Origin of the sequence: Bacillus sp. EKM202B (assembly GCF_011066025.1) — a bacterium.
GTDB classification, from domain to species: domain Bacteria; phylum Bacillota; class Bacilli; order Bacillales; family Bacillaceae_G; genus Bacillus_A; species Bacillus_A toyonensis.
In genome coordinates, this window is sequence record NZ_JAAMNK010000011.1 from 1 (window position 1) to 13825 (window position 13825).

A 13825-nucleotide genomic window follows, 5' to 3' on the forward strand; every position below is an offset into this window, starting at 1 on the left:
AACTGGTTGTTCTTTAGCGACTGGCCCTTCTTCTACAACTGGTTGTTCTTCAGCGACTGGTTGTTCTTCAGCGACTGGCCCTTCTTCTGCAACTGGTTGTTCTTCAGCGGCTGGCCCTTCTTCTGCAACTGGTTTACTTTCCTCTGTTTCTGCAATTAAAACATTCGCAAAACTTTGGACATCTTCCATCGTTTGTTCATCAGCCTCAGCAACATGTATGAATTCATTTTTTTGTTCAATTGCTTCATCTAATACCATTTCTTGCTGCGTTTCCTCAAGTTCTACAATTGCTTCTACTTCAGACCCCTCTGTTTCTGCAATTACTTCTGCTTCTTCAGTTTCTTCCATTTCCGCCATTACTTCTGCTTCTTCAGTTTCTTCTGCTTCCACCATTACTTCTGCTTCTTCAGTTTCTTCTGCTTCCACCACTACTTCTGCTTCCGCCACTACTTCTGCTTCCGCCATTACTTCTGCAACTTCTCCAAGCTCTTCTGGTATTTCCACAATGATTGTTTCTTCAAGTTTTTCTTCTGCTTTGACAATCACTGATTCTTCTGGAGCTTGCTTTTCTACTTCCATAATAGGTTGTTCTATTTCTGTATTACATTTAATTTCTTCTGATAATATTGTATCCTCGTGCTCTACTTTGGAATCTACTAATTCCTCTTGTAAAATGTTTTCATTTAGCACCACTACATCTTTTTCTTGCTCTGCATCTTCCATACGCTCAGCTACCGTTTTATGAAGTAATTCATCCGCTGAAACTTCCTGCGGTGTATTTATTTCTTGAATTACTTCTTTTTCTTCTACTACTGGCTCTTGGCGCTCAATTTCATAACCGTTTTTCTCGAGCCATTGATCAACAACTGACTTTTCTTCCTTTTTACTCTGTTGACCTTGCTGATCAACGTCTTGATGACTAGAAGAAGTCGGTGCTTTTCCTTCTGAGAAATAAGATAATGTATACCCTTTTTTCTCTAACCATGCATCAACGACTGATTTGCCCTCTACAGATATTTCAAGATCTTCTCTTTCCTTTTCTTCCTCCTGCTTTTCTTCCTTTTTCTCTACTGAAGGACGATTATATCCATAAATCGGCGAAATCATTTCTGTTGGACGAAATGGTCTACGGCTACTTTCTTGCGGCGATACAGATACTTTTTTTACGACTGGCTCTGGATCCGGTTCATATTGCACTTCCGGCTCTTCGTATGTAGAAACTGCATTCTCCACATACTGCCGTCTACTTCTCTCCACTTTTATTCCTCTTTGAGTAGGCTGCTCTTCGTATATACCTCTTTGAACAGGTTGTTCTTCAAAGTGAGGTAATTCTCTTACGTCATCCTCATCAAATCCATCATCTGGTATTAATGGAAAACGGCATTTACCTGCATTTCTGCTTGCCATTTGTGCTTCTCTTGCTTCAGTGTAGTGGTTTACACGAGGAATTTTCGGCTGACTTTCAATTTGTTTCATTGCTTCTTTATTCATCGCTGTTTGTTCTTCCTCTTTGTTAAACAGCTTTTTCATCCAATCTAACATGCTTACCACTCTTTCTACTAAATAGTAACATCCTTTATTGTATCAGCATTCGGCAAAAAGTGCAGGTAAAATTAAGCATGTCATATTTATCCATAACATTCTAATTTACGATTGTTTTCATATAGAAAAAAGCAGCCTTCCATGTAAGACTGCTTTTAAGCTTTACTCTTCCGATATTCATCTACACTATCTGTTACACTTTGCAGTAAAGAATTTACATACTGCGGGTCAGATAATTTTTTATCTTCATCCTGATTGGACATAAACCCGAGCTCTAATAGTACGCCAGGAACTTTCGCCCAATTAAATCCAGAAAGGTCATCCCTAAATTTAATCCCATTTACTTTCACCTGATTGTTTTCTCTCATTTTATTTACTATCTTTTGCGAGATTTGAAGACTTTCTGCATAAATCTCTTTCGTATAGGGACTTCCTTCTGCTGGCGTCAATACAGCAAACCCACTTTGATTTGGATTTTCAGAACCATCTGCATGAAGGCGTAAAAATAAATCTGCCTTATGATCGTTTGCGAATGTCGCACGTTCTTTATTGCTTATATCAACATCTTGTGACGTTCTCGTCATTACTACTTGTATCCCTTTTGCTTCAAGCTTTTCTTTTAATAAAAAAGACATTTCTAATACAAGTACAGCCTCTCTCTTTTTCGTCACAATACCCGTTGTACCATCTGTCACTTTATATTTTTGCGTCGTTGCCCCTGGTCCAATCGGTTCTAAATTTAAATTTGCTTTTTGTTGATGCCCTGGATCAATAACGACGAGAAACTTTCCTTGTTTTTCATTACTCTCTACTTTTTGTTCATTATTTTGCATAAGTTGCTCAGTTGGCTTCACCGGCGTATTTTCCTCTTTCTTTTCCTCGGCCGATACTTCCTCCCGCTTAGTTTCTACTTGTTCATTCGTTTGAATTGTTTGCGATTCTTCTTTTTTTTCTTGTTCTTCTTGCTGCTTTTCTACCGGTGCTTCTTTCTTATCATCTTTACTATTTTCTTGTGTAGAAGATAATGTTTCTTTTTTCGACTGTTCTTGTGAACAACCTCCCATATATATTCCAATGAATGCAGTCATGACCATTATTTTTATATACTTCATGCTTCTCTCCCATCACTTTGCACCGGACTCAAAGTTTTTCTTATAATTGTTTTATAACCTCATCCATATTTCCAATATAAACAGGCTGCCACGTTTCTGTACCACGCTCTGCCGTATAGACTGGATAAGCGTCATCATCCACATTCACGAAAACTGGATCACCCATATCTGTTTCATATCCAATAACAATCCATTCTTCTTGCCATTTTCCACTTTCATTGCTTATTAATGAATTTTTATGTTTATCATATCGATAACCGATTTGCCCTTTTTCCAGTTCATCTTCACTAAATACATATATTTCATAAGTACCTAGCTCAACATCTTGCTGTTTTGAAGTTTCAATTCGTTTTAGAAGTTCTGCGATTTTTGGTTGTTGTTTCATACGTTTATCCCCTTCTATTTTTCTAAATTTTAACTAGATTGTTTATAAAATACAATATAGATTTTTTTAAAAAAGGTGACACCCTTATCATATTAACGATTTTTTGAGTATATCTATCACAACTCTCAATATATCAACGATTTTTTAAATATATCTATCACAACTCTCAATATATCAACGATTTTTTAAATATATCTATCACAACTCTCAATATATCAACGATTCAATACGAAATTTCGACTTACCGACAAAGAATGATAAAAAGAAAAGAGAGGCTGTCCAAAAGGACAACCTCTCTTTTCTTATATCAATTAAAATTTAAACTCTTGTCCAACTTCAAAGCTATCTTCTAATACAAGAATACCTTTTTCTTGTGGAGCGTCTGGAAGCTCTAATTCACGTGCAGAGCAGATCATTCCAGAAGAAGGAACACCGCGAAGCTCAGCTGGCTTAATTAACATACCACTTGGCATAACAGCGCCGATTTTTGCAACGACAACTTTTTGTCCTGCATCAACGTTTGGTGCACCACATACGATTTGTAATGTTTCTGTACCGATTTCTACTGTACAAATGTTTAATTTATCAGCATTTGGGTGCTTTTCTTTTTCAGCTACATAACCTACAACAAATTTTGGAGAAAGATCCGCTTCTACTTTTTCTTCAAAGCCGTTCTTCGCTAAAATTTCGTTGATTGTTTCTACAAGCTCTTTCGTTAATGTCAGGTTACCTGTTTCTTTTACTTCTAAGTAAGAAGATGCATTAAAGATGTTGAATCCTGCTGTTACATTGCTTTCACGATCGTATACGCGTGCAACATCTCCTTTGCGATCAAAAGTACGGTTCTCTAAAGTAATATCTTGTAAGGCAACAATTAAAGTGTCACCAATTCCTTCAAGGTTATAAAAAACGTTCACTTCGTTCATCCTTTCTCTTTTCCATCTGTCTTCTTCCGATTCTTCGCTAAAATAAAGATTGGTTCAAAGTCCCCATCTTCATAAACGAATGAAAGTGATGTAATCGGAACATGCCCTTCGGCAAAAAATTTCATTGTCATTTGTGCAATAATATCATAACCGATTTCGTTGACGATATCAGCAATAATTAATACGTCTTGGTGAGGAACAGCAACAACCATGTCACCAGAGATCTTTTCACGCATCGATTGTAGTAACGTTTCGTTTAAAATACGACTCGCATCATACCCATCATTTGTGTTTAAAAAGTAGAATGTATTATCCGCTACTGTGTCCTGCTTAAATTCATAACCTAATGAGCGAGCATTAAATAATGCCATCTCGCGCACTTGCTGCTCTGTAAGCTCTAATTTTTGTAATAAGCGCTCATCAATTAGGCGATACGTTTTATTAGAATCTAGCGCGTAATAAATACGTGTTTCCGCCGTATGATCCGTCATAATAAACGGATTTCCTTCTTCTGATTGTTTTGGGAAAGAAGTAGAGCGAATAACAGGTAAAATTTTCGCCGTGCTATTTTCTTCTCTATGCATTGCAATTAACGCTTCTTGTACATAATAAGCAACCTCTTCAATCGCCTTTTCTTTGTTCACTTCCCATTTCGCTACTACTCCTGGAAGTGATACGTTAATACCTTTTTTCGAGTTTGTTTGTTCAATACGAAGAACTTCTTTCTCGCTATCATAATGAAAATCCCATTCTGGTCGAGATAATTTCTTCATTAACTCGTCTTTCATCTTTTTACTTGTCATTTTCATCTCTTTTTCCTCCCTTCCAAAAAAATAACCTCCCCCGCGAAGGTAGAGGTTGTTTTTACAATTCAATTGGCTAATTGTTTTATTTTAAACCTTCAATAAACTCTTCGATTTGCTCTTGTGTTTTACGATCTTTGTTTACATAGCGTCCAGTTTCTTCACCTTTATTGTACGCTACAAAGCTCGGAATGCCAAATACGTCTAATTTTACGCATAGATCAATAAACTCATCACGATCTACATAGTAAAATGAGAAATCACTATACTTCTCTTCTACTTCTGGCATAAATGGATCAACGAAACGGCAATCTGGGCACCATTCTGCTGAGAACATGAAGACTACATTCTCTTCATTTTTTAATTCTTGGAATTGTTCCATGCTTTCTAATGATTTCATCTATATTTCCTCCTCTAATGCGTGCACTTTTTTCACACTATAATCTTTTCTTTATACTACCATACATCGTACACGGTGCAAGGTTTATGCTTGCTTTTTATCATACTTATATTGCCCAACGAGTAACTTAACAACGTGTACAAATAATTCCGTTCGATCGACATAATCGTCTGTAAAAATACCGATAGCACCTTCGTGACTACGAATATCTTTCCGCTCTACAAACTCTTCCATCACTTCACTTAACTCTTTACCATCTTCAAGAGGCGTTAAAAAATCGTCTGGTAACTTAATACGTGCTCCTCCGGCAACGAATATCTTATCGTCACTCGTTGCGAGTGCGCCCCAGTTACACATAAATAAACCGTGATCCGTTTTCATCACGCCGCCTTCTAACCCAATACCAATTTGAGCTTCTCCTTCTTGCAATGCTCGCTTCGCTCTATTAATTGCTCCTTGCATCGTCTCTTCATCTGAAAATGGCTGTGCCGATACTCCCGATGGGACAGAAAGAGATGTAATTTCAGCATCTTTCCATACCTTCTCCACAGCCCCAACCTTCGTTTTATTCTTCGATCCAACTACTACCTTCATTTCGTTCACCTCTATAAGAATTCATTATTCTGTTCTAATATCCACTTCAGCACAAATGAAGTGCCAACCACTACCACACACCACCAAGGAATCCCTTCTACCTATAGTAGAAGGTGACTTCCCACAATATTTTTGGTCCCGAACACAAAAACATTCTTCCGCGGTCTTCATGCATTATTCGAGCACTAATTAAGCACTGACCGCTACTACACATCGCTGGGTCATCTCTCCTACCTAAAAAAAGAAAGAGCTCTGCAGCCCTTCCTCTTTACGCGTTATTCTTAATTGTTTCTAACGTCGTTTTGTCCGTTGTTCTTACAAGCTTTGTAATAAGTTCTTTTGCTGCTGCATAATCATCAACATGTAAAATAGAAGCATGCGTATGAATGTAGCGAGCACAAACACCAATTACTGCTGATGGGATACCTGAGTTACTTGTATGTACACGGCCCGCATCTGTCCCACCTTGTGAAATAAAGTATTGGTACGGAATATTATGTGTTTCTGCTGTATCTAAAATGAATTCGCGCATTCCTCGATGAGTTACCATCGTACGATCGTAAATACGAAGAAGAGCACCTTTTCCTAATTGACCGAACTGCGTTTTATCACCAGAAGCATCGTTTGCTGGACTTGCATCAAGCGCATAGAAAATGTCTGGTTGAATCATATTAGCAGCTGTTTGTGCTCCGCGAAGACCTACTTCTTCTTGTACAGTAGCACCAGAGTATAATGTATTCGGTAATGTTTCATCTTTTAATTCTTTTAATAACTCGATTGCCAGGCCACATCCATAACGGTTGTCCCAAGCTTTCGCCATAATTTTCTTCTCATTTGCCATCGGTGTGAACGGGCAGATTGGCACGATTTGTTGTCCTGGTTTTACACCAATTTCAATCGCATCTTCATAACTATCTGCACCTATATCGATTAGCATATTTTTTATATCCATCGTTTTTGCACGTTGCGCATCACTTAATAAATGAGGAGGGATAGAACCAACAACCCCTATAACAGGACCATTCTTCGTCATCACTTGTACGCGCTGCGCTAATAGCACTTGGCTCCACCAGCCGCCTAACGTTTGAAAACGAAGCATTCCGTTTTTCGTAATTTGCGTAACCATGAAACCTACTTCATCCATATGACCTGCTACAAGAACACGTGGGCCAGTTTCGTCCCCTTTTTTCAGACCAAATACGCTACCTAAACCGTCTTGCACAATTTCATCAGCATATTTGCTTAATTCTTGCTTCATAAAACGGCGTACATCATGTTCAAAACCTGACGCACCTTGTAATTCTGTTAACGTACGAAATAATTGTAATGTCTCTTTATTCACGAAGTCCCCTTCTTTCAAACCTTAGTAGAATACCTTTTTTATTGTAACGAAATTTTCGAAATGTTTCTAGTTTCTTCTTTTTTAGCTGCATTTGCTTTATAATTATTATCGGTACACTATTTTTATTTTATAGAATTGAGGTGAATATATGAGCTGGAAAGGTTTAGTAGCAGGTCTTGGCGTTGGATTTGCAGCTGGTTATTTCGTTGCAAACAAAGTACAAGAACAATCCCATATTTCTTCAGAAAAAGCATTGAAAATGGTGAAACAAGCATTAAATCATAAAGGTGAAATTACTGGCTCTTGGGTACATATGGTTCCAGAGACATTTGAAAAATATGATGTTGCGTATGAAGTTTATCGCGGCGGTCTTACAACAATGTTAGATGATATACAAGAACGATTTGAATTTTTAGTTGATGCTAAAACAGGTACTGTTTTAGAGGTAATAGCAGCATAAAAAGAGGTTTCCCATTAGGTGAACCTCTTTTTTTTGAAAAATTGCGGATAGTGATTAAAATTATATCGGCGATTTTCCGAATATATCGGCGCAACTCGATTTATATCAGCGATTTCCCAATTATATCGGCGCAACTCAAATTATATCAGCGTTTGTTTAAATATATCGACTTACCGACAAAACCCGACAATAAAAAAGAGGCTGCTCCAATAAATATGATGGAACAACCTCCTTTTTTTTAAGCTTCTATACTCGTTTTTCTCTCAATTTTTTCTACAATATGTCCTTCCTCATTCCACTTCACTGCACGATAATATGCGTCATGATAAAATGAAAACCACGCATCGTTTTCAGCACCATATTTCATCCACTTTTGCTTATTTTCAATCGATGTCATCGGATAATCATCATAAGCCATGACCCATAATACATTTTGATGTGCGTGTGTCGGCAATAGGTCTGCTAAATGCAGCATCGTTTCTCCTTTGCTTTCTAAAGCAATGACTGCATGTCCATCACTATGTCCGCCTGTATGCGCCATCTTTATTTCATCCGTAATTTCGATTTCTTGTTGAAACGTAACAACTTGCTCTACAATCGGCTCCCAATTTTCCTTCCAATACGTATTACGGGATCTAATATTTGGGTTCCTCATTTCATTCCACTCTGTTTCACTTACATAAACTTTCGCATTCGGAAACGCCGGTACAAGGTGATCCCCTTCCCATTTCGTTAAACCAGATGCATGATCAAAATGAAGGTGCGTCATTAAGACGTAGTGAATATCTTCAGGCTTTAATCCCAGTTTTTCTAAAGATTCATAAACCGATGACTCTTCCGTTACTCCTTGATTTCTCTTCATTTTCTCATTCAATTTACCGTTTCCTATTCCAGAATCAATAAGCATATTTCCATCTTTCGTTTGCAAAAGTAACGGATCTGTTCGTAAATATATATGATTTGTATCGTTATGTTTATATTTTCGTGACCAAAGTACTTTCGGCACAACGCCAAACATTGCCCCGCCATCTAAATGTGTGTTCCCACCTTTTAACCACATCACTTTTATATCTCCAATTCGTAATTCTTCCATCACACATCCCCCTTTTACATTAATTTTAACATAAAATTCTGATTATTTTAGTTATAAAAAAACCTATGCATTACTGCATAGGCTCTGTGCGATACTTCGCTTCAACTCGATAAATACGATGACCTTTACTAGAGAACTTCTCTTCGTACTCAGTCATAATATTACCTTCAAAATCACTGTTATGAAGATCTAGGCTTAAGTAAGTTAGTAACATACCATACTCAGCCATACTCATTAGAGAGTATTCAAATAACCCTTGGTTATCTGTTTTGAAATGAATTTCTCCGCCCTCTACTAACACTTCTTCATAATTGCGTAAAAACGTTTTATACGTTAAACGACGCTTCGTGTGACGATTCTTCGGCCATGGATCTGAGAAGTTTAAATAAACACGATCAATTTCACCTTTTGCAAAGAAAACTGTTAAATCTTCAGCATCTTTATTTATTAACTTTAAGTTCGGTAATTCTTCTTCAATTAATTTATCAAGTGCATCTACAACAACACTCGTAAATTTTTCAATTCCAATATAATTAATATGTGGATTTGCTTTTGCCATATCGTACATAAAGCGGCCACGACCTGTACCTACTTCAATGTGAATGGGTTGTTCATTTCCAAATACTTCTTTCCAATTACCCGCGCGCTCTTCTGGGTTTCCAATTACGATATGTGAATACTCATTAATTCGATCTAATGCATATGGTTTATGTCTTAAACGCATAGATGTCTCCCTCTCTTTACAAAGCTATTTTAAAGGAATGATTCCTTTTTTCTGTTTTAATCAATCTACCAAACAAAAAACCAAGTACGTACGAGCACTCGGTCCGTTTCTTTCAAGTATAAGATGTACCATTTTGATAAAAACTACATACAGCATTAAACATTCCATGACGACGTAGCTTTTTCTCTTACATTCCGAGAAGAGAAAAACAATCGAAAGGATGATCCGTTCATGCCAATTAGTCAACAACATCAATTAGAAGTGCTGAAAGATATTTTAGTCAATCACCAAAGCGATTGCTGCGGGACAGTTTCTGAATGCGAGCAATTAGAGCGCCTCATTCAATCGTTACTCGCAAACGATAATATAAGTAATGACGCTAAAACAATGCTAAACGATGTATATTCTTATAGTCAATCGGGTAAATCTTCCTCTAATTTGGACAACCATATTTCCAATAATCAAGAACAACTTACTCAGTGGATTGCTGGAATGGACAATTTTTCTTAAGTATTATTCTGAAGCAAGTAGTTGCTGTAAATATTGATGCCAATATTCAGCTTCTGCTTGCTGTTTTTTTGTTGTGTGCCATTGAATAGATAAAATCGTTTGTGCTATTACATACCATCTCATACGCCTAAGCAATGATTCATCCATTTCAATATCATAATACCCGAGCCACTCACTCCATTCATGACGCGGAATGTACCAGTATAATAACATACCTAGGTCTAGAGCTGGGTCAGCAATGACAGCTCCATCCCAATCAATTAAAAACAACTCATCTTCGTCCGACAATATCCAGTTGTTATGGTTTACATCACAATGGCATACAACGAATTCATTGTATTCAATACTTTTTAATGAATCCGTTAAATATTGAAGGCCTTGCTGAATTGTTTCATCTACCCTTATATCTCCCCTTAAAACAAGTTGCAATTGTTGTAATAACTCTTGGGCGTGAAGCGGCTGCTTCCCAAGTCTTTGAATCATCTGCACAAGCGCTTTAGAGGAGTGTATTTTCTTCAAAAGTTTCGCAACACGTTCTAGTTTCATATCCTCTGGCTCTAGCTTCTGTCCCGGAAGCCATTTTTGAGCAGAAATCACATCACCGTTCGTTACCCTTCTTGTCCAAAGTAATTTTGGAACAATTCCTTCTGCTGACAATACCGCTAAAAAGGGCGATGTATTCCGCTTTAAAAATAACTTCTGTTGTCCGTTTTGCGCAATATATGCATCGCCCGTTACTCCACCAGCCGGTACAAGACTCCACTCTTTTCCTAATAATTGTTCCAACCATTCCATATTCATTACCCGTTAACAAATCCTTATCTTTTATAGTTATGAAAAGAAAAACCGCAACATTTCTACACATGTTGTGGATTCATATATATTTTACTGTAAATGAAAAGAAAACTTGGCATAAGCCAAAAACTCTCTATTTTATTTTACAAAACCACTCATAGAATGACAACTTATCAAAATCGTCACCTTTGTCAATTCTACATTTATTACATTCTCATCGTCAAGTAGCGATTTGTCACATTATCGTCAATATATACGTGCTAATGGGAGCCAATTGAAGTTCCTTTCCTCTAAATGAAGAAATTGGCTCTATTTTCGCTTGCTTTTCGTTTACTAACACATGCCACGTTCCTTCTTTTGGAAGCTGCACCGTTTTAGCTTCCAAACCGCTATTAAATAAAACGACAATTTCTTTCCACGGCCCAAACAATTCTACATGCTCTAGGTGGTATGCAAGTACTTCTGTAGATGTTTGCAAAAAAGTCATATGCTTTTTTATAAGATCTGCGTTTTGTAATCGGAATGCCCCGTGCTCTTTGCGAATCGCAATTAACCCTTTTATATAGTTAACTGTCTCCATCTCTTTCTCTTTTTGATCCCAGTCTAATCGATTTATTTCATCATTTGCATTATAACTATTTTCATTTCCATTCTTCGTACGATAAAACTCTTGTCCTGCGTGTAAGAAAGGAATTCCTTGCGAAAGAATAACTATTGCGCTTGCTAGAAGGTGCCGTTTTTTCAAAATCTCTTCCGGTTCTTCATTACTGCGCACTAGTTTATCCCACATCGTCATGTTGTCATGACATTCTACATAGTTAATACTTTGTACCGGTTCTAGAAATAATCCTGTTTCTTTCACACTTAAAAGACTACCTGATGCTATATACTGTAAATGCTGACAGTCTACATGCCCACCAAACGCAAAACCACGTTTATTTACATTAAATGTGCTACCTTTTATTCCATCACGAAATTGATCATTAAACTGCGCGATATGTGGCATTTTTCTTGCATTATTTAACGTTGCTTTTTCCTCAAGAGGAAGCGGTGTTTGTAAATCCCATCCTTCTCCTAATAACAATGCGTCTCGCTTTATGTTTCGCACTTCTTTTTCTATTATGTTCATTGTATCAACATCTAAAATCCCCATTAAGTCGAATCGGAATCCATCAACATTGTATTCCGTCAGCCAATATAAAATAGACTCTATAATGAATTTCCTCATCATTTTCCGTTCAGACGCTATATCATTTCCAACTCCCGTCCCATTAGAAGGCATACCATCTTCGCCATGGCGAAAATAATAACCTGGAACAAGCTTTTCAAATGATGATAGTTCTCTTTCATAAACGTGATTATATACAACATCTATAACTACTCGGATACCGTTCTCATGAAATGTTTCAATCAATTGCTTACACTCTACTATCCTGTTATACGGATCAGCAAGGTTTGTAGCATAAAACCCCGTTGGCGTATTGTAATATAATGGATTGTAACCCCAATTATATGCGCCGGAAGGATTTGCCTCATCTACACCACCGAAACAAGATAACGGTAATAATTCAACATGTGTAACACCTAAATCTTTTATATGAGACAATCCTGTTAACGTCCCATTCCGTCCCGTCGTTCCCTCTTCCATCAACCCTCTATATGTTCCTTTTTTATTCACTCCACTATTTGGGTGAATAGTCGCATCACGAATATGCAGTTCATACAATATAGCATCTGTCATTGACTGTAATGGTGGTAATTCCTCTCGTCTCGTTACATTCGTCTTTTCCAAATCGATAACAACACCGTATTTCCCATTTGCAGTCGTTGACTTTGTGTATGGATCCACCGCTTCATTCCATATTAAATTAATACAGACGAGGAAGGTATATCGAGCCCCATCATGATCCCCTTGTAATGCATGAACCCAAACACCATTTTCTTCTCTATGCATGTCATAATCGGTATATTCTTTATCACTTTTATAAAATCTTACTTTTGCAAGCCTCGCAGTTGGAGCCCACACTTTAAATGTTGTTGCTTCTTTTTTGTATACAGCACCTAAATCTGTGCCTTCGTAATAATACTTCTCATCGAAAATTGCCGTTCGAATAACAGCGCCTATTTGTAAATCCGTTTCTTCGTTCCGTTCATCTCGTACTGTATAATACTTCCCCACATCTAGTGACTCTTCTATAAAGCACTCATACTTTGTTGCATCTGGAAGCGCAATAGTATGAGCAATCGGTAAATCTTTCACATTATTTCCTTCTTGCAAACGAAATGTCCGACTTGTTCCATACGCATGTGGGAGCAAAATTGTAATTTTATTCATTTCATCTAAATAGGCATCAAATGGACGTTTTACTTTCAACATAAAAAAATCACCATCATTCTCAAAATTAAAATAAAGTGAATCTTTAATCAATTCAGGGTATCCCCTGCTAATTATTAGCCCCCACCAATCGGGCCTTTGTGTGAGTATACGAGCTGCAAATAATAAAGCTTTTCTTATTAGCAAGACTCTATACAGTAACTCCATTATTCTCTATAGTATATTCACCTGTATAAAAAACGTTTTCATACATTCTATTTTTGTAGTTTTATTTCAGCAATCGATTTATATTTCGGTGTTTCCTTCACGTGAGATTCGTATAAAGTAATTGTATCCGCTTGAAATGATATTTCAGGCACTTTTTTTATATTTTCCAAATGAAACTTTCTTTCTCCCATCCATTTACGAGCAACAGTAATATGTGGATGATACGGACGTGTTTCTAAAGAAAACCCATTCCCTTCACAAATCGCATGCACTTGCTTTTGTAACTGAAACAACTCATGATTCTCACTTACCTTCGCCCAAAAAATACGTGGCCTGTCTTCCATGCCAAATGTTGAAAATCCTTGTAATGTGAAAGGTAGTTCCTTTTTTTCTATAAGTGTTTGTAATCCATTCTTTATTCCTTCTAATTGTTCCTCTGTCGCACTTCCTAAAAAGGAAAGGGTAATATGATAGTCTTCCTTATGTACCCACGAGCGAAATGGTAATTCCTCCTCCATATCCTCTTTATAATTAGAGAGCACTTCTTTTATATAATTTGGTAAAGTAATTGCGACAAAATAATGCGGCTCCATTTAT

The 13825-nt window shown here is 37.1% G+C and carries 14 protein-coding genes and 1 pseudogene; 2 read left to right on the plus strand and 13 right to left on the minus strand.

The features are described from left to right. From G9F74_RS14915 to G9F74_RS14950, 8 genes and pseudogenes are all read right to left on the minus strand, one after another. Positions 1 to 1542: pseudogene (locus G9F74_RS14915) on the minus strand (DNA translocase FtsK); the annotation flags it as partial. A 155-nt stretch (positions 1543 to 1697) separates the two neighbouring features. Beyond that, positions 1698 to 2654, minus strand: coding sequence for an N-acetylmuramoyl-L-alanine amidase (locus tag G9F74_RS14920; protein WP_000874075.1), 957 nt, complete (start codon positions 2652 to 2654; stop codon positions 1698 to 1700). Between the two features lie 40 nt (positions 2655 to 2694). Next, positions 2695 to 3039, minus strand: a complete 345-nt coding sequence (locus G9F74_RS14925; protein WP_000813345.1) for a hypothetical protein — start codon at positions 3037 to 3039, stop codon at positions 2695 to 2697. A gap of 311 nt (positions 3040 to 3350) precedes the next feature. Continuing rightward, positions 3351 to 3965: a YtpR family tRNA-binding protein gene (gene ytpR / locus G9F74_RS14930; RefSeq protein ID WP_001006772.1), complete on the minus strand. Its 615-nt coding sequence runs from the start codon at positions 3963 to 3965 to the stop codon at positions 3351 to 3353. After that, positions 3962 to 4774, minus strand: a complete 813-nt coding sequence (locus tag G9F74_RS14935) for a DUF1444 domain-containing protein (RefSeq protein ID WP_000784599.1) — start codon at positions 4772 to 4774, stop codon at positions 3962 to 3964. The genes ytpR and G9F74_RS14935 overlap by 4 nt, the downstream gene beginning before the upstream one ends. A 79-nt stretch (positions 4775 to 4853) precedes the next feature. Then, positions 4854 to 5168, minus strand: coding sequence for a thioredoxin family protein (locus tag G9F74_RS14940; RefSeq protein WP_000838192.1), 315 nt, complete (start codon positions 5166 to 5168; stop codon positions 4854 to 4856). Between the two features lie 84 nt (positions 5169 to 5252). Next, positions 5253 to 5762, minus strand: coding sequence for a DUF84 family protein (locus G9F74_RS14945; protein WP_000869945.1), 510 nt, complete (start codon positions 5760 to 5762; stop codon positions 5253 to 5255). 268 nt (positions 5763 to 6030) lie between these two features. After that, positions 6031 to 7104, minus strand: a complete 1074-nt coding sequence (locus tag G9F74_RS14950) for a M42 family metallopeptidase (protein ID WP_001031519.1) — start codon at positions 7102 to 7104, stop codon at positions 6031 to 6033. A gap of 148 nt (positions 7105 to 7252) precedes the next feature. Here G9F74_RS14950 and G9F74_RS14955 point away from each other — a divergent pair, with 148 nt between their 5' ends. Then, complete coding sequence (locus G9F74_RS14955) at positions 7253 to 7564, plus strand: PepSY domain-containing protein (protein ID WP_000118536.1); 312 nt, start codon at positions 7253 to 7255, stop codon at positions 7562 to 7564. A gap of 238 nt (positions 7565 to 7802) precedes the next feature. Here the strand turns inward: G9F74_RS14955 and G9F74_RS14960 are convergent, their stop codons facing one another. Then, positions 7803 to 8657 (minus strand): YtnP family quorum-quenching lactonase, encoded by an 855-nt coding sequence (locus G9F74_RS14960; protein WP_016109226.1) that lies wholly within the window; start codon positions 8655 to 8657, stop codon positions 7803 to 7805. A 70-nt stretch (positions 8658 to 8727) separates the two neighbouring features. Beyond that, the gene (trmB, locus tag G9F74_RS14965; RefSeq protein ID WP_001239372.1) at positions 8728 to 9381 is read right to left on the minus strand and encodes a tRNA (guanosine(46)-N7)-methyltransferase TrmB; all 654 of its coding nucleotides are present in this window, start codon (positions 9379 to 9381) and stop codon (positions 8728 to 8730) included. A 231-nt stretch (positions 9382 to 9612) separates the two neighbouring features. Between trmB and G9F74_RS14970 the strand changes: the two genes are divergently transcribed. Further along, positions 9613 to 9891 carry a YtzH-like family protein gene (locus G9F74_RS14970; RefSeq protein ID WP_001122853.1) on the plus strand — a complete coding sequence of 93 codons (279 nt, stop codon included), beginning with the start codon at positions 9613 to 9615 and terminating at the stop codon, positions 9889 to 9891. A gap of 3 nt (positions 9892 to 9894) precedes the next feature. Here G9F74_RS14970 and G9F74_RS14975 read toward each other — a convergent pair whose 3' ends face one another. The 3 genes from G9F74_RS14975 to thpR all read right to left on the minus strand — a co-directional run bounded on the left by G9F74_RS14975 (position 9895) and on the right by thpR (position 13821). After that, on the minus strand, positions 9895 to 10692 hold the full coding sequence (locus G9F74_RS14975) for a phosphotransferase family protein (RefSeq protein ID WP_002039786.1): 798 nt from the start codon (positions 10690 to 10692) through the stop codon (positions 9895 to 9897). A gap of 229 nt (positions 10693 to 10921) precedes the next feature. Further along, a complete protein-coding gene (gene pulA / locus G9F74_RS14980; protein ID WP_033668610.1) occupies positions 10922 to 13063 on the minus strand; it encodes a type I pullulanase in 2142 nt (713 codons plus the stop codon). 212 nt (positions 13064 to 13275) lie between these two features. Beyond that, positions 13276 to 13821, minus strand: a complete 546-nt coding sequence (thpR, locus tag G9F74_RS14985; protein WP_000433245.1) for an RNA 2',3'-cyclic phosphodiesterase — start codon at positions 13819 to 13821, stop codon at positions 13276 to 13278. Positions 13822 to 13825: the final 4 nt, after the last annotated feature.